The following is a 17,261-nucleotide window of genomic DNA, read 5'->3' as shown; positions in this document are numbered from 1 at the left end:
CAGGATTGGGAAGTATCATGAAAGTATGGCCAGGGAATCCCTACCCACTTGGAGCCAGTTTTGACGGTTCCGGTACGAATTTTTCGTTGTTTTCAGAAACCGCAGAATCTGTTGAGCTGTGTCTCTACAACGACGAAGGCACAGAAACGCGCATAGAACTTCCGGAAGTCACCGGATTTTGCTGGCATGGTTATTTTCCCGGTATCGAGCCCGGACAAAGTTATGGATTCCGGGTCCACGGCCCCTGGAACCCGCAACAGGGAAACCGCTGTAACCCAAACAAGCTTTTGATGGATCCCTACGCCAAAGCCGTAAACGGTCAGGTGAAATGGCACGAAGCCCTATTTCCCTATCAGTTTGCTGAAGGCCCGCTGAGCAAAAGTGAGGTGGACAGTGCACCTTACATTCCTCGCTCGGTCGTGCACCAACCTCATTTTGACTGGAGCGGCGATCGCCGCCTGCAAATCCCCTGGCACGAAACAGTCATTTATGAAGCTCATGTCAAAGGTTTTTCCGCTCAGAACCCAGATGTTCCAGAAGAAATTCGTGGGACCTATGCCGGGCTTGCCCATCCGAGTTCTATTGATTACCTAAAGAACTTGGGAATTACTGCCGTCGAACTTATGCCGATCCACCATTTTATTCACGATAAACATCTGGTCGACAAAGACTTGCGCAATTATTGGGGCTACAACTCCATCGGTTATTTTGCGCCCCACAGCGAATACGCCTCGGACCAACGCCCGGGTGCTGTCGTTGCTGAATTCAAAGGTCTGGTCAAAGCGCTACACCAGGCTGGTATCGAAGTGATTCTGGACGTGGTCTACAACCACACAGCCGAGGGCAACCACCTGGGGCCAATGCTGAGTTTCAAAGGCATCGACAACGCCTACTATTATCGGCTCACCGATGATCGTCAGTACTACATGGACTACACGGGTACGGGCAACAGTTTGAATATGCGCAATCCCCATGTTCTACAGTTGATCATGGATTCTCTACGCTATTGGATTCTGGAAATGCACGTGGACGGGTTCCGTTTTGATTTGGCCGCCACCCTAGCCCGGGAACTGCACGACGTCGATAAATTGTCTGCGTTTTTCGATCTCATTCAGCAGGATCCTGTCATCAGTCAGGTTAAGCTAATCGCCGAGCCCTGGGATGTGGGCGAAGGCGGTTACCAGGTGGGGAACTTTCCCCCGGTCTGGACAGAGTGGAATGGCAAATATCGTGACTGTGTGCGCGACTTCTGGCGCGGTGAAGACCAAACCATGGGCGAATTTGCCTCGCGCTTTACCGGCAGCTCCGATCTCTACGAAAAAAACTCGCGCCTGCCGTTTGCCAGTGTTAATTTCATTACGGCACACGATGGCTTTACCTTACGGGATTTAGTGTCTTACAACGAAAAACACAACAGCGCGAACGGTGAGGATAATAACGACGGTGAGAGCCATAATCGCTCCTGGAATTGCGGTGCCGAAGGGCCGACCGACTCGGAGGAAATCAACAATTTCCGACTCCGGCAACAAAGGAACTTTCTATCCACGCTGATGCTATCGCAGGGCGTTCCCATGCTACTGGGTGGCGATGAATTCGGTCGTTCGCAGCAAGGCAACAACAACGCCTATTGCCAGGATAACGACATTTCCTGGTTTAACTGGGAAGAAGCCGACAGCGAACTGCTCAATTTCTGCAGCACATTAATCGACTATCGCCGCTCTCATCCTGTCTTCCGTCGTCGCGGATGGTTTCACGGCCGCCCCATTCACGGCGAAGAAGTATCGGATATTGCTTGGTTTACCAATGATGGCGAACAAATGGGTGAAGCCGATTGGGGCACCGGCTGGGCAAAATCGATTGGTGTTTACCTGAACGGGGCATCCATTCCCAATCCGAATCCCCGCGGGGAACCCGTTACTGATGATAACTTCTACGTTATTTTTAACGCCTACGTAGAACCCCTTAATTTCACTCTGCCACCCGCCAAATGGGGAGAACATTGGCTGCTGGAATTGGATACCGACATCGGCTTTCTCAGTGAGCCGAAATCGCTGGAGCCTGGCGAACAATTGACCGTCAGCAGTCACAGCCTGGTGGTGTTGCGCCATGGCGCGTGAGCTTCGCGCCACCTACCGCCTGCAGCTTCATAGCGAGTTTACCTTTGCCGATGCGATAGCCATCATTGATTACCTAAGAGATCTGGGGGTCAGCCATATCTATACGTCACCCTATCTCCAGGCGGCGGATGGTAGCACTCACGGTTACGATGTCGTCGACCCGACTCGGGTCAACGATGAATTAGGTGGTGACACGGCGCACGCGCGCTTTTGCGAGGCCCTACGAGCTGCGGAGTTGGGACATATCATTGATATCGTCCCTAACCACATGGCCATAGAAACCCACAGCAACCCCTGGTGGTGGGATGTCCTGGAAAACGGAGCCGCCAGCCTCTACGCCACCTATTTTGATGTCGACTGGGAAAATACCGAAGAGCGATGGCCGAATAAAATCCTACTGCCGGTGTTAGGCAATCATTATGGCCGAGTACTTGAAGCCGGAGAACTGCAACTCGCCCTCGACCAACAGCGTTTTGTTTTAAATTACTACGACAACCAATTCCCTCTAGACCCGTCTAGCATCGCGATTATCCTGCAGGAAGCGGCCCTAGACTGTGGCTCAGAAGAGTTGGCCTTTCTGGCAGAGAGCCACAGCAGACTGCCGCGCCCAACGGTCAAGGTGCAGGCTGCGGTACAACGCCGACATCGCGACAAAGCTGTGCTGCATGATTTACGTCTGCGACTTTGCGATGAATCAGACCGAGTCGCCGCCGCGATTAAAAACGCTCTTGAGCGTTTCAACCAAGACGTTGAAAAACTCGATGGAATCATTGATCAGCAAAACTATCGGCTGGCATTTTGGAAAACCGCCAGCCGAGATCTCGGCTATCGGCGTTTTTTTGATGTCACTACGCTGGCAGGCATTCGCGTGGAAAACCCACAGGTTTTTGATGACACTCACGCACTGCCCCTGAAATGGGTTTCCAAAGGCTGGGTGCAGGGATTGCGTATTGATCACCCGGATGGCCTGCGTAACCCGGCAGCCTACTTCCAGCAATTGCGACAGTCCTGCCCTAAAGCCATTCTCTACGGTGAGAAAATACTGGAACCCGGAGAACATTTACCAGAAGACTGGCCCATTCAAGGCACAACCGGCTACGATTTTTTGAACGCCTGCACCCGCATTTTGATCGACCCGGATGCAAATACGCCTCTCACTGATTTTTATCGTTCGTTTACGGGACAAGATCAGGCGTACGCTTCGCTCGCCCTCAATTGCAAAATGTTGATCCTCGACGACTATCTTGTGAGTGAACTCAATCGGCTAACTAACCTGTTTGTAGATATCTGCGAACAACATCGGTGTTATCGAGACTATACGCGCTTTGAACTCAAACAGGCCCTGCGCTTAACCGCAGTTTCATTCCCCGTCTATCGCAGCTACGTCGAAGCCGCTAAAAGCCGTGTTACGGATCAGGATCGATACACCATTTGCACTGCCATTACCGGGGCTCGAGAGTTGGCAGACGACATGGATCCCGAGCTGTTTGAATTTTTGCAGCAAATACTCCTGTTAGAAATTCCCGGTGAGGCCGAGGCTGAACTGGCCATGCGCTTTCAGCAACTCACAGGGCCAACAATGGCTAAGGGCATCGAAGACACGCTCTTCTATCGTTATAACCGCCTGCTGTGTTTAAACGAAGTCGGCGGTGCCCCTGAAACCTTCAGCCTGCCCCTGGAAGACTGGCACAAAGACCTGCAGCAACGTCAAAAAAAGTGGCCCCTGGCGATGCTTACCACCACCACCCACGACACAAAACGCAGTGAGGACATGCGCTGTCGCCTGATCGCGCTGACGGAACATTCCGAACACTGGGCTAACAAAGTCGATCAATGGTGGCACAAGTACTCGGCACAATCTCCAGACCAGCTGCCAGATAAAAATACCGCGTATCTCGTTTTTCAGACGCTGGTCGGCGCCTGGCCAATCAACGAAGAACGTCTGACTCATTACCTGGAAAAAGCAGTCCGCGAAGCAAAATGTTACACAAGCTGGACTCAAAATAATGAAGACTACGAATGTCTTGTGCGGCAATTTACTGTAAGCCTTCTCAATGACAAAACATTTTGCGATGAACTGGACACCTTCGTTACCACAATAAAACCTGCCTCATGGGCTAATGGACTGTCACAAACACTGTTAAAGTTAACGGTACCGGGTATTCCTGACATCTATCAGGGCACAGAACTGTGGGATTTGAGCTTGGTCGACCCAGATAACCGACGGCCCGTCGACTATCGATGTCGCCAGGCGTTACTGGCAACCGCCAAGACGCTGAGCGCCGCACAAGTTGTCGAGGATTATGACAGCGGACTGCCAAAAATCTGGTTACTGCAAAAAACCTTGGATGTGCGACAATCCCACAGTGATGCCTTTGGCGCCAACGCAAACTACAACCCAGTTTACGCCCAAGGAAGTAGAGCTTTGCACCTGGTTGCCCATCAGCGAACCAGCCCCGATGGACGACAAAGTGTCATCGTCATAACCACGCGGTGGTCTGTACGCCTCAAAGGCAATTGGGACAATACGCACATCGAACTGCCCCCAGGGAACTGGTATGACCCGCTAAACGGGAAACAATGGAGCGGCAAAATCTTGCTGAATGAACTTCTGGCAGACATCCCCGTCGGTCTGCTGACGTTATTACCTTAAGGAGACACCACATCAATGGCATTACTTTCCGTCTGGGCCCCCAGAGTCAAATCCCTCGAAGCCTGTATTGCCGGCGAAAAATACGCGATGCAGAAAACGCCACGGGGCTGGTGGGAGATCGACACTAAAGCGCTGACCAACGGGACGGATTACAGCTTATATCTGGATGGCCAGGGGCCACTACCAGATCCCCGCTCTCCATGGCAACCAGAAGGCATTCACGGCCCGTCACGCTGGGTCGATCACCAACAATATGCCTGGCAGGACGACAACTGGCAACAAGTACCAATGACATCCGCAGTACTCTACGAGCTACATGTCGGCACCTTCACACCGGAGGGCACCTATGCGGCATTAGAAAACAAACTGGATTATTTGCTCGAACTCGGCGTTACTCATATCGAACTTATGCCATTGGCAGAATTTCCTGGCCGCCACGGCTGGGGTTATGACGGCGTTGATCTCTATGCGCCCTTTCACCACTATGGCAGTCCCGACGATTTGAAACACTTAATCGACACCTGTCATCAGAAAGGGATCGCGGTGCTTTTGGACGTGGTCTACAACCACTTGGGTCCAGACGGAAACTACCTGGGCCAATTCGCCCCGTATTTTACCGATCGTTACGCAACGCCCTGGGGCGAAGCCGTTAATTTAGATTGTGCCGACAGTGATATAGTCCGCCGTTTTTTTATCGATAACGCCTTGATGTGGATGAGAGATTACCACTTCGATGGCTTGCGATTGGATGCCGTTCACGCGTTTCTCGATTCGTCTGCCGTTCATTTTTTAGAACAAATTACCGCCGAAGTAAAAACGCTGGAAATTGAATTAGGCCGCCCCTTAATTCTGATTGCAGAGAGTGATCTCAACGATCACCGTCTGCTAAGATCCCCAAACGTTGGCGGCTATGGCATGGATGCCCAGTGGAATGAAGATTTCCATCACGCCCTGCACGTTCTGATGACCGGCGAACAACAGGGGTATTATCAGGACTTTGGCAAGGCCAGTGACCTGGCCAACGTTCTGGATAGCGGGTTTACCCTCGCCGGCAAATTCTCCACCTACCGTCAGCGCGTTCACGGTCGTAAAGCAGTTGGTATATCGGGTCGGCAACTGTTGGGGTTCATTCAAAATCACGACCAGGTGGGCAACCGTGCCCGCTGCGACCGAATCAACCATATTGTTCCGCTTGAAACCGTCAAACAGGGAATCGCCATCTTGCTGACGTCTCCTTTCGTACCTATGTTATTTCAGGGTGAGGAGTGGGCCTCTTCAAGCCCGTTTGTCTTCTTCACCGACCACCACGAAGAGCTTGGCAAAGCCGTCACCAAAGGACGCAAGCGAGAATTTAAAGCTTTTAAGTGGAAGCCATCAGACATTCCTGATCCACAAGCGATAGAGTCCTTTGATCGATCACGATTGAACTGGGACGAGCTCGAAGAGCCTTCTCACAACGACATGCTCTCCTGGTACAAAACGTTATTGGGACTTAGGAAACGCCATCCGGAACTGCGCAATGATGACTTAAGCTGTGTCGCCACTCGATTTGATGACGCCGAGGGTTGGATTCTGATCGAGCGCGGCCGTTTCAGAATCGCAGCCAATTTTGGTCAAAATGACGTCACTATTACGGACATCAATGGCCAACTTGACGAGGTGATTCTGCAGTCGGGCAACTGTGCTTTCGAAGCCAATACGCTTCAACTCGGCACGTCCAGTATCGTTATTTTCACGGTGATATCAAAAGCCACTTAATCAGAACTAAAATAGGATCTGCGTAGTTCTCTTGCAGGATTTACCCGATAAATAGCAATTTTACGACACTCAACGTTGGAAGAATGAAACCTTGGCCGTCATTCAAAATGATTGAGCAACGGCCAAGGCTTGCAAATTGTTTGCCTTATTCGACAGCATCCTCCATCGCTTCGCCTGCATTCTGTATGTCTTTTCCGACGCCTTTCGTTGTTTCGCAAGCGGTTAAAGACAGCACCAATAGGCCCGCGCTGATCAAAGCAAAAAGGGAATGACGAATTGTAACGTTAGACTTCATAGTGGATCCTTCTCTATCAACAAAATACCCCCACCGCCCTGAGCTTCCGGTGAGATGACGTGTCTTGCGAAATAAGAAAGAAGCAGAGCTTGTGCCAAAATGAACACAAAACCCTGCCTGATACCCTGAAGTAAAAATCCTGTTAAGGACTAGTCTCTATCGGGCAGTGTGATGTTTAATTCCAAAACCGAGCACTGTTCATGCTGGTCCAATTGCACTTCCACCTGATCCTGATCAATATCGACGTACTTACGAATGACGTCGACCAGTTCCTGATGCAGCTTGGGCAGATAATCCGGCTGGCCTCGCTGTGTTCTTTCATGTGCGACGATGATCTGCAACCGCTCTTTCGCAATCGCCGCTGAGTCTTTTTTCTGGCTACGAAAATAGTCAAAAAAGCCCATGCCTACCTCCCAAAGATTCTCGCAAAGAGGCCCTTAGCTTCAACCTCCAGAAAGCGATGGGGCTTGTCCTCTCCTAATAGTCGGCAGACGGCATCCTGATATGCCTGCCCAGCGGGGCTCTCCTGATCATGAATCACCGGCACCCCATGATTGGATGCTTTCAGCACAGACTCAGATTCAGGAATGACCCCTAACAATTTGGTTGCCAGAATCTCCTCCACGTCATCGACACCCAGCATTTCGCCGTTGGCCACTCGCGATGGGTTATAACGGGTCAGCAACAGATACTCTTCGACTTTTTTCCCCTGCTCAGCGCGGCGGGATTTGCTTTGCAGAATCCCTAAAATACGATCCGAGTCACGAACAGACGACACTTCTGGGTTTGCCACCACCACGGCGATGTCGGAAAAGTACAGAGCCATAAATGCTCCATGCTCGATCCCCGCGGGAGAATCACAAACAACGTACTCAAAGCCGTCTTCCGCCAGCTCATTCAGTACCTGTTCTACGCCCTCTTTCGTCAAGGCATCTTTATCACGAGTCTGGGAAGCAGGCAGAATAAACAGATTCTCGACCCGCTTATCTTTAATCAACGCCTGCCGTAGGTTGGCTTCTTTGTTAATGACATTAACGAAATCATAGACCACCCGACGCTCACAGTTCATGATGATGTCCAGATTTCGCAGACCGATATCAAAGTCGATAACCACGGTCTTGTGGCCACGCAATGCCAGTCCACTGCTGATCGCCGCACTGGTCGTGGTTTTGCCTACCCCCCCTTTACCTGAAGTCACAACGATTATTTTGGTCAAGTCCCGAATCCTTCTTAATAAAATGAGAAATATAGACGGCGAAACGGCAGTAAGCTAATAACGAGCACAAAAATGCTTATATTTATGTAAAAAACTTGCTGCAGATAGGCCACTTGCAAAAAAATTACTTGGTTAGATCTTGTATCGACAGCTTTGTGTCGTCCAGTTCGATCTGTACTGAACGCTTCCAGTGTTCGCCGCGGAGATCCTCTGCTACTTTAAAGTCCCCGGCGATAGAAATCAGTTCTGCCTCCAAACTGTGGCAAAAAATACGGGCGTTCTTGTCCCCTCTCACACCGGCCAGTGCTCGCCCTCGCAGGGCACCATAGATGTGGATGTTGCCATCGGCCAATACCTCGGCCCCAGGGGATACGGATGACAGAACAATAAGATCACCTCCGGCAGCATATACCTGTTGACCGGAGCGAATGGGAATACTCACCACCTTATTTGGATTACCCCCATTGGTAATCGGCAGTGGTGCGGCCGCCTCCGCGGCCTCTTGAGCGACGGCTTCAGCAGCTTTTTCAAGGGATTGCGCAACAACTTCGCGAGCTGCAGCATCGGCGGAGCCAAGGTCACGAGCACCAGACGTATCGCGATTACGCGACTCTGGCATCAACGCCAAACCGGCGGCCAGCGCGTCTTCCTGTTGAGCTTGACTACCGCCACGCAAGGCGATCGGGATCATATGATAACTGCGCGCCAAAGCGACCACATCCGCTAAAGGCACCGCTAAATCTGCTCTCCCTTCCAGACTTAACAGAATCGGCGTATGGCGAAAAAACGCTGGTGCCTCGGCCGTTTTTTGCTGCAAAAAAGCCTCAAAGGAATCCCGATCATAGGCGCTGATTTCCAGCAACGTCAGTGGATAAAGTCCCCCTCGCAACCGAAAACCTGATGACGCGTCTGCGACGGTATTCTTTTGTTTGACTGTGCTCATAGGCTCCCTGATCTACCTGGATTGCTTGATACCCGCCATATAAAGACTGGCGGAAACGTTGTTTAATGTGCCTAAGCCATGCGTCCTGATACTTTTACCAGTCAGCAACTTCTCGGCAGCCCTTGTACAATACCTTGCCATCTTTTTCGAGTGACGCTTCTTCGCCTTTGGACCAATAGGTCAGCGACTGACTTGCATATTTGCTGCCCGAAGCACTGGGTTCGCGCAACAGCAGTTCAGCCCGTCGAGTTTGGTAATCTCTCAAGACGGCCTGCTCATCACTCAATAGCAGCTTTTGATCTTCGAGGATGTAGGCGTGCAAACTAACAGCAAAGCGTTCATTTTCCGCACAAAGATACTTTATCGTTTTGGGGAGAATAACATCTGTTGGCACGCCCGGCTCCCGATTCGACAACGGCTGTACAGGTTTCGTTGCCACAGATTCGTCCACGTTTATTCGAGCTGCCCCCATCGCCGGCAACTGGTCGACAGATACTGGCGCCGGAGGAGGCTCAACCACTCCACTCTCTGTCTTCGCAGTGGGCGCTGTCGCCGCTTCATTAGATAGCGGTTGCGGCGGGTCCTCGTCCGTCACGTCATCCGGTTCGGCTTGCGCTTGATCTCTACTGATCATGTCATCAATGGCCGCGGCGCCACTGACCCGATCAAGACACTCAGGTCGCTCGTATTTTGAGCAGCTGCGGCGAATACACGCCACACTCCTGCCGCTGCGACGGCAAAAATTACAACCGTCATAAAATTCCTGACAGGTTTTGGGAATCAAACGCTCCCAACTGTTTTCATCGTAACCGGCCTGAGAAAGCTCCGTTTCCACAACGGCATCGCGTATATTGACTGCTGACGCATCCTCTTGAGAAGCACAACCAGCGAGTAAAGACAGCATAATCGAAAGCAGGACGAACCTGTAAATCATTAATATTCCTAATTCAGGAGGCCCGTCACGACAAACGAAGACAAGCAAACAACACGGTAATGGCGGCTGGCAATCTTATCATTGATGTACCGACAAACCGCCTTTTACCTCTTAAAAGATCGCGACTATTGGCTTCCTTCTTCCGCCAATCCGGGCGGAAATCGCTTGAATAATTTACCGCACAGCATTTCGAGCCGCCCATTGCGCTCTTCCGGCGAGAGCTTATCGCCCAACACCTGAGTTTCCAAGGAGGAGCGCCATAATAAATCGCGGGTTTTCTCATTAGATCCGAGGGCGGCAACGCTGGCTGGTGATATCACCCCCACATAGGCAATTGCTTCAGGTAAATCTCCTGAACGGCTCTGCTGCATGGGAAACAATTTGAAAAAATTTTTCAGGCGCTCGTTTGCCGGCGCCGATGGACTGACAATCGCTGCACCAATAACGTAATCCGCTGCGGATTGTTCGCTCACCATTCGATACCCTTTCTGCTCCAGTTGGGCTTCGACCAACGCCATCAGTTGCGACTGAAAATCAGCGGATGCGGGCAATGCTGAATTTTCCAACAGAGGTTTTTGATACCAGGCGAATGTTTGCCCTTCACGAGGCATAAAATCCGCATGGGCAACAGAAACAGCCGAATAGGTGGCAGCTTCCTGGTTAATTTTTGCACTACTGGTAACGCAACCTGTTGCCAGCACCATCAGTACAAAAATGACATTCTTACTCATCCACCACGTAACTTTCTCAGACAAAGGACACGGCTCCTGAAGGAAGGAGGAAAGGGATGGCGGCCAGTTCCACAGATTCGCCCCCGACGGCACGGTAACACGCCTGTTGGCACTCATTTCTACCATTCGAAAGATTATACCCATCAAGTTTAGTATGCAATTTCTAGTTTTTTTACCTAATTTGCCCATTATAAAGCGTGAAATTATTTCGTTCTAATAGAAAGGAGATGTGCTCTATGGCCACCTATTCCAGCAAGTTGTTCACCGGTGTCGGTGATATGTCTAAAACCGTTGAAGATTCCTTCAAAAAATTCACTGAAAAAGCGGATAGCGCAACCTCCGACTACACAAGTCCTATCAAGTCATACTACTCTGAAATGTTTGGTGTAATGAAAGAAGCCTACGCCATCAACAAAAAAGTGTTTGATGATCGTATCGCGGCCAACAAAGAAATGTTTTCCAAAATGAAAGGCTCAGGTGAAGGTTTAGTCACCACGACCAAATCTGAGGTTTCCAAAACAGCGTCAGATTTCAAAACCCTGTTTGAGGAAGGCTCCAGTGCGGTTAAAACCGGCGCCAGCAAGCAGAAAAGCAAAATGGATGACATGATGAAAGCGGGCTCTGAAAAGCTCAGCGACAGCATGAAAATTTTTAAAGACGCGACCAAAGAAATGAAGTCCACCGTCTCGGCCAAAAAGACCACGGCAAAACGCAAAGTCGCAGCGAAAAAAGCAGCGGTTAAGCAGGAAGTCACCGAGTAACCTCGGCGACAGCAAGACTTTCGGGGCAGGCATCGCGCCTGCCCATGTCGTTTTTCACGAATGCAGCTTAGAGAGCGCCTAGGAAAAATGACGTCATTTTCTCATTGAAGGTCTCTGGTTGCTCCATCAAACATAAATGGCCGGCATCGGGAATACTCAAAAATTGCGCATTTGGAATCCGTGTCGAAGCCCTTTTTCCAGCTTCAACCGGAAACAACCGATCATTTTCTCCCCATAAAATCAGTGTTTCTTGTTTAATCTGCCTAAGACTGTCATCGGAAAACGCAGCGACCGCAGCACCCCTTCCCTGTTGAAACGCTTTCTTTCCTCCGTCGCTTTTTAACACGGCAAGGGAATAGTCCGCATGGTCGGGATGCCGCCGCGCAGGTTTTGTCAGTATGAAAGGTGCATAGGCACGATTCGCCAACCGGGACGGAAACGCGTGCATCGCAATCATGGCCACAAGAGAGGCCACAGATGCCTTCGCACCGAAACCACCTGCATTAATTACTGCCAATCGATCGACCCTTTCCGGGCAGTCGATGGCGTACTGCATCGCAATCGCGCCACCTTGAGATATGCCCGCCAGATGACATGTCGACAGCGCCATGGCATCGATAAAACCTCGCAACCACTGCGTAAAAAACGCTCGATCATAGTCTCCATCCGGTTTATCAGTCTCTCCATAACCAACAATATCTGGCGCAATCACACAAAAATGCCGAGCCAAATCTGCAATGGCGGGATACCAAGTCACGGCACCGGCGCCAGCACCGTGGAGCAATATCAGCGGATGTCCTGTGCCAGCACTCAAATAAGCTGTTCTGATACCACCGCAAATGATCTCAGCGCTGACCAGGTCGGTGTCGATCCGATCGATCATCCGCTGCCGAATACTGAGACGATTCAATGTCAACGTCCGTCTATCACACTATCCAGCGCTTTATACGCATTATTTAGCCAAACACGTACCCGCTGCCGTTCCAGTAAACCCAGCGTCGGCCCCAATTCGACATTCTTGTTGTTTGCGGCAGCCCATAAGCTGGCGCCAATACGGTCGATTTTTCGCATAGCGCCCGCGTGCAAACCGGGCAGATCAACGATTTTCGCTCCGGCGCTTTCCGCCTGTTTTCTGGCTTTAGATTCGTCGAAGAAGCTAAAGTCACTTCCACGACCATGGTTGCGTACCAGCACATACGCCGGGCCTTCGCCATAAGTCTCGAGCGTTTTTTCCAACAGGCGAACAGAATCCGTACCATCATCCAACAGATGCCACATGGTTAAGCTGATACCAATCTCTTCGCACAGAGCCACCAAACCGCTCTCTTCCATCCAGCGATCAATGGTTGACGACGACTGTGCAGGTAAATCTACGATGACATGGGAGCCAGACTCAGCGGCCTCTTCAACGATCCGGTCGGCACTTTCAAAGTCGCGAATGTCGACTGGCTGAGAGAACTCTGGGTAATAGCGCATCAGCGCTCCATGGGAAAGGTCACCATCAAACGCCAAGAAGGGAATTTTTTTATCGATATAGTATTGCGCCAGTACCCTGGCGAGGACAGATTTTCCGATACCACCTTTCTCGCCACCCACTAAGTGAATGCTGCTCATCTCACGCTTCTCCATCGCAATAGTCGGCATCGAACGTACCGACGGTCTGTAAGGGGGAGAATTGTGTCGTATTTTCCGGCGAGAATAAAATCTATCTTTGGTTTTACGCGCTGGTGAACAGAACGTTGGAAGATGGCGACTTCACGTCAGCCACCCATGTGGGGGCAAAAACGCTAGAACCCCTTTAGCAGTCATCAACGACGTCTGACGAAATCTGCTACGGAGTGATACCCAACGCTGTATTCAAATCGAAGGTGTCTGTCGTGGACCAGAGACGCCACTTCCGCTCTACCTCACTGGCAATATCAGTGTCCAAATTTGGACGTTGAGGCCAGTAGTAAGGGTCGTACCATCCCCAAAAGTTCGGGGCTACGCCATTCACGGCTTTATACGACCACATCGACCAACTCAGTCCTGCGCGATTATAAGCCTGAATGGCATATTGCCAGGCCTCCGCCCCGCCGTTAAAGACATTGAATTCGCCAATGTAGCCAGGCACATTCCAACCAGCATGATTTTCAAAATCTGCCACCTGTTTATCAATGCCTGCCTTTATCGTGGCAATGTCTGTCGAAGTACCGCCATTGCTATCCCATTGGTACTCATGCATTTCATAGACAACATTGGTCCAACCATAGTCCGCAGGGTCTGGTAGCTGATTCCAGTTCCAATTCCCGAATGTGCCTTCGATTATAATCATTCGCTCAGCATCGGCATCTCTAACCGCGCGGTAAAAGCGATCGTTGATTTCCCAGACTTGCTCGGTATCTGCCGCTGTCCAGCTTCGACTCGTGGTACGTACATCCGGCTCGTTGAGCAGATCAAACCCGGCGATGGTCTTATTACCCTTGTAGTGATTGGCGATTTGCCACCAGAGCCAAGCCGTCATCGATTGCGCTTGGGAATCGCTCCAAAGTGTATTGCTATCTGCTTGCCCCGTATGAAAATGCAGACTTTGCCCGCCAATCGCACCGTGCAAATCAAGAATCACATAGACGCCGTTATCCCGACAGGCCTCAACAATCCTATCCAACACATCAAAACCATCAGAGCGAAAGCCGCTAATGCTCGCGTTGTCCAGATCAAAAAACTGCCCCCACCAAAGAGGAATTCTCACCACGTTGAACCCCGCCGCAGCGATGGTTTCGATATCGGATGCGGTTATCCCGGTTTCTTGATAGACCTTCATCAAGGCGCGTTGGGTCTCTACCCCAAAACGCTCGTTAAGCTTCGCCATAACCGAATAGCTGTCTGTCGCGGGTTCATCGCTCGCGTCCACCGGCGCCATATAGTTTTCCAAAACAAACCAGCCACCCAGATTGAAACCTTTGAGCTGGATCGCCTGACCACTCTCATCCACAATCGACGTACCATGCGTGCTAAGCAGGCTCATGCCAGAATCGGTGTCGGTGTCAACGGTCAAATCCGACGTATCACCGTCAACCGTGTTTAAATCGCTCGCCGCGGATGCGTCGGTTGCCCGCTCCTCATCGCTCTGCTCGTCGGAGGTGTTCGCACCATCATCCGGCTGATCCCCATTAACCTCTTCGGAGCCATCGCTTGCCACGGAGGTCAGATCGACATCTGCCGAAGAGATGGAGGAATTGGTTTCGTCGTCACCTTCAGACGACGCGCCCGATCCAGAAGCACCACATCCGGAGAGAACAAGAGCCATCATGAACAGGCAAATTAGGTGTTTAACAATAAAAAACAGAGGTGTTTTGATTTTACGAGGCATTGCGGAAAGTCAGATTCAAATTTCGGAAATCGCAATCTTAGAAGATACAGCGGATGATTTTGCGGAAAACAACGTGCTTAACGTCAGACGACGAATGAAGAGCTAAGGAACCACTGATTACCACACCGCTCGGGGTCAACAAGCCCCATTCAGTTAGAAAGCATCCCCTGCCACGCGTCTCCTTTGCATGGGAGTACTATATCCAATCCAATGATTTGTCGGATAGGAACCTTGTCGCATTTTTCAACATGTGAAATTGGCGACAGGGACACAAAAAAGCCTTACGACGCAATAGGCCGACCAGCGCGCAGAGGTTCCATTTAATGACCCCCACCTTAGACCCATCAATTAAAAAAGAGATCCACAATGAGTCAGAGATATCACCAGCCTGACTTGCCAGAAAATGCTCCCAGAAAATCTATACGTCAGGGCGGCTTTCAATTTGACCGGATTTTTTAAATCGCGAAATATCGGCCTTCGGCGAGGCACCGAATAAGCGACTGTATTCACGACTGAATTGCGATGGGCTTTCATAGCCGACCCGATAGCTGGCTGTGGACACTTCTGCACCATCGAACAGCATAATCCGACGAGCTTCATTCAAGCGCAGCTGCTTTTGAAATTGCAGCGGCGTCATTGCCGTCATGGATTTAAACCCTTGATACAGAGCGGATTCACTCATATGCACCATTTCCGCCAGATCTTTCACGCGCAGGGTTTCATTATATTTTTGACGCAACTGGTCGATGACCTTCGCGATCCGATGAGCCTGTGTATCAAGAGAGGTGAAATTTCTCAGCTGGGCTCCAATATCGCTGATCAGCAACCGATAGAGAATCTCTCGCTTTAACAACGGCAGAATCACATCGACATCTTCCGGGTGATCAAGCAGACGAAGGAGCCGTCCAAAGGCAGACATCAGAGGATAATCAATATCGCTGATAGCCACACCCGCCGACTGGCAAGAAACAGGCGGCAAGGCAGCCCCCATTTCGATCACCAATTCTGAAAGCACCTTTAAATCGATCGCAAACCCCATCCCTAAATAAGGTGATTCAGAGGTTGCTGAAATCACCCGCCCACTGGCGGGTAAAGTGACGGGAACCAGTAAAAACTGCATCTCCTGATAATTCATCACATCCGTGCCGACGCTGATTTGTTTTTCCCCTTGCAGAAGAATGCAAACGATGGGGTCATACACCCCAGGTGTTTTTTCGGTCGGCTCATCTGCCCGAAAGATGTTCAATCCCAAACGAGAATCAGCCACGCTGTCGGTTTTCGTCAATCGGTTCTTCAGCTGGACGATCATCTGATAACGGAGCGCCTGCATCATTTCGTAATCCGAAGCTGGCAAGCTGTAGGCATTGCCTTTTTCCCTGGGATTGATCGGTTCGTATAGCGTCATTGTCATTCCCTCAGAGATCATCCATCAGTCATCGTTTCAGTATATGCGGGGCCTATCATCCCCGACCAGACGACAACTCATCGCCTGGAGGATCGTGCAAGTTTTCTGGAGTTTAAGGCAGAGTCCGACCTCATACGCCAGAAGATACTCCTGGCAGGTTTGCTAGCGTAAGGTCCGCGACGGCCCGTAAGTCATCTGTCGTGGCACCATTTGTTGCCTGAATAGCCATGCCCTGCAATACCGTTCCCACATAACGGGCAAGGGTCGAGATATCGACACTAGAATCAATGTCTCCATCTTTCTGAGCATTCATTAAACGCGCACGAAGCTGCAATTCGCCTTCCATGCGCCGCTCGATCAATGCTTCCTTCACCGATTGCGCTGTTTCACTGCAGGAAAGAGCCCCCTGCACAATGATGCATCCGTGGGGCTGATCTTTGGCGGCAAAATTGTCAGCAGCACCATACAACATCGACTTTATCACCTGAAAAGCCGTCGGTTCTTCAAGCGCCGGATAGAAGAACGAGCAAGGCCGACTTTCATAGGCTTCTATGGCCTTTAGAAACAGTTGATCTTTATTGCCAAAGGCAGAATAAAGACTTGGCTTGTTAATCCCCATCGCTTCGGTTAAATCCGACAGCGACGCACCGTCATATCCCTTGCGCCAAAAAACCTCGAGCGCCTTGGCCAATGCCTCTTCTTTATCAAAACCCCGAGGTCTGCCGACGGCTGTGGAGCGCATAACTTTAGACATCTTTTGAATCCTCTGAAAAACACCAACGTCCATAACGAAGGTGGAAGCAATGTTTTTTATTCTATCCCATAACAATGGTTCGCATAATACACATGATTACAAGAATCGCCCCACTCTTGCCCTCGTTAACTTTACCATCATGTAGTTTTAGGCAAGTTTTCATCAGCATTTGACATTCACAGAGCGGTTGCAGCCCACTACTATTTACCTCACTGGCTGGACGCGAAACCATGAGCGTTCGCTGACCAGGTCAACACTGCAATATCACGCCATTACATTTTCCATTAACTCAAAAACGAATTCCGTCACTGACGTCATCAGAAATACGTGGCCATCCCGTTA

15 protein-coding genes are annotated in these 17,261 nt (G+C 50.6%); 4 read left to right on the top strand and 11 right to left on the bottom strand.

The genetic code is table 11. From position 1 onward, the window contains the following. Positions 1 to 17: 17 nt before the first annotated feature. The 3 genes from glgX to treZ are packed head-to-tail and all read left to right on the top strand — an operon-like array spanning position 18 to position 6,528. Entirely contained in the window at positions 18 to 2,117 is a 2,100-nt protein-coding gene (gene glgX, locus ACXAFR_RS15385) for a glycogen debranching protein GlgX (RefSeq protein WP_475178472.1), read from the top strand. After that, positions 2,107 to 4,770 (top strand): malto-oligosyltrehalose synthase, encoded by a 2,664-nt coding sequence (treY, locus tag ACXAFR_RS15380; protein WP_475178471.1) that lies wholly within the window; start codon positions 2,107 to 2,109, stop codon positions 4,768 to 4,770. Before glgX ends, treY begins: the two co-directional genes overlap by 11 nt. A gap of 15 nt (positions 4,771 to 4,785) precedes the next feature. After that, the gene (treZ, locus tag ACXAFR_RS15375) at positions 4,786 to 6,528 is read left to right on the top strand and encodes a malto-oligosyltrehalose trehalohydrolase (protein ID WP_475178470.1); all 1,743 of its coding nucleotides are present in this window, start codon (positions 4,786 to 4,788) and stop codon (positions 6,526 to 6,528) included. A gap of 145 nt (positions 6,529 to 6,673) precedes the next feature. Here the strand turns inward: treZ and ACXAFR_RS15370 are convergent, their stop codons facing one another. From ACXAFR_RS15370 to ACXAFR_RS15345, 6 genes are all read right to left on the bottom strand, one after another. Next, positions 6,674 to 6,823: an entericidin A/B family lipoprotein gene (locus tag ACXAFR_RS15370; protein WP_475178468.1), complete on the bottom strand. Its 150-nt coding sequence runs from the start codon at positions 6,821 to 6,823 to the stop codon at positions 6,674 to 6,676. Positions 6,824 to 6,972: 149 nt separating this feature from the next. Next, the gene (minE, locus tag ACXAFR_RS15365; protein ID WP_475178467.1) at positions 6,973 to 7,227 is read right to left on the bottom strand and encodes a cell division topological specificity factor MinE; all 255 of its coding nucleotides are present in this window, start codon (positions 7,225 to 7,227) and stop codon (positions 6,973 to 6,975) included. A 2-nt stretch (positions 7,228 to 7,229) separates the two neighbouring features. Then, on the bottom strand, positions 7,230 to 8,039 hold the full coding sequence (gene minD / locus ACXAFR_RS15360; protein WP_475178466.1) for a septum site-determining protein MinD: 810 nt from the start codon (positions 8,037 to 8,039) through the stop codon (positions 7,230 to 7,232). Positions 8,040 to 8,163: 124 nt separating this feature from the next. Then, the gene (gene minC, locus ACXAFR_RS15355; RefSeq protein WP_475178463.1) at positions 8,164 to 8,982 is read right to left on the bottom strand and encodes a septum site-determining protein MinC; all 819 of its coding nucleotides are present in this window, start codon (positions 8,980 to 8,982) and stop codon (positions 8,164 to 8,166) included. Between the two features lie 94 nt (positions 8,983 to 9,076). Further along, positions 9,077 to 9,916: an MliC family protein gene (locus tag ACXAFR_RS15350; protein ID WP_475178461.1), complete on the bottom strand. Its 840-nt coding sequence runs from the start codon at positions 9,914 to 9,916 to the stop codon at positions 9,077 to 9,079. Between the two features lie 125 nt (positions 9,917 to 10,041). Further along, complete coding sequence (locus ACXAFR_RS15345) at positions 10,042 to 10,671, bottom strand: DUF4136 domain-containing protein (protein ID WP_475178459.1); 630 nt, start codon at positions 10,669 to 10,671, stop codon at positions 10,042 to 10,044. Between the two features lie 212 nt (positions 10,672 to 10,883). On the opposite strand from ACXAFR_RS15345, the gene ACXAFR_RS15340 reads away from it, so the two are divergent. After that, complete coding sequence (locus tag ACXAFR_RS15340; protein WP_475178456.1) at positions 10,884 to 11,408, top strand: hypothetical protein; 525 nt, start codon at positions 10,884 to 10,886, stop codon at positions 11,406 to 11,408. 67 nt (positions 11,409 to 11,475) lie between these two features. On the opposite strand, the gene ACXAFR_RS15335 is transcribed toward ACXAFR_RS15340, so the two are convergent. The 5 genes from ACXAFR_RS15335 to ACXAFR_RS15315 form a co-directional block, all read right to left on the bottom strand. Further along, the gene (locus tag ACXAFR_RS15335) at positions 11,476 to 12,318 is read right to left on the bottom strand and encodes an alpha/beta fold hydrolase (RefSeq protein ID WP_475178454.1); all 843 of its coding nucleotides are present in this window, start codon (positions 12,316 to 12,318) and stop codon (positions 11,476 to 11,478) included. 2 nt (positions 12,319 to 12,320) lie between these two features. Continuing rightward, a complete protein-coding gene (locus tag ACXAFR_RS15330; protein ID WP_475178452.1) occupies positions 12,321 to 13,022 on the bottom strand; it encodes a P-loop NTPase family protein in 702 nt (233 codons plus the stop codon). Positions 13,023 to 13,239: 217 nt separating this feature from the next. Continuing rightward, positions 13,240 to 14,760, bottom strand: coding sequence for a glycoside hydrolase family 5 protein (locus ACXAFR_RS15325; RefSeq protein ID WP_475178450.1), 1,521 nt, complete (start codon positions 14,758 to 14,760; stop codon positions 13,240 to 13,242). Positions 14,761 to 15,178: 418 nt separating this feature from the next. Continuing rightward, positions 15,179 to 16,165 (bottom strand): AraC family transcriptional regulator, encoded by a 987-nt coding sequence (locus ACXAFR_RS15320; RefSeq protein WP_475178447.1) that lies wholly within the window; start codon positions 16,163 to 16,165, stop codon positions 15,179 to 15,181. Positions 16,166 to 16,295: 130 nt separating this feature from the next. Further along, on the bottom strand, positions 16,296 to 16,919 hold the full coding sequence (locus ACXAFR_RS15315) for a TetR/AcrR family transcriptional regulator (protein WP_475178445.1): 624 nt from the start codon (positions 16,917 to 16,919) through the stop codon (positions 16,296 to 16,298). Positions 16,920 to 17,261: the final 342 nt, after the last annotated feature.

The sequence above is a fragment of the Pseudomaricurvus sp. ABR4_320 genome, assembly GCF_056159445.1.
Note: the sequence above shows the minus strand (reverse complement) of the source record. Positions and strands in the feature narration are given on the sequence as shown.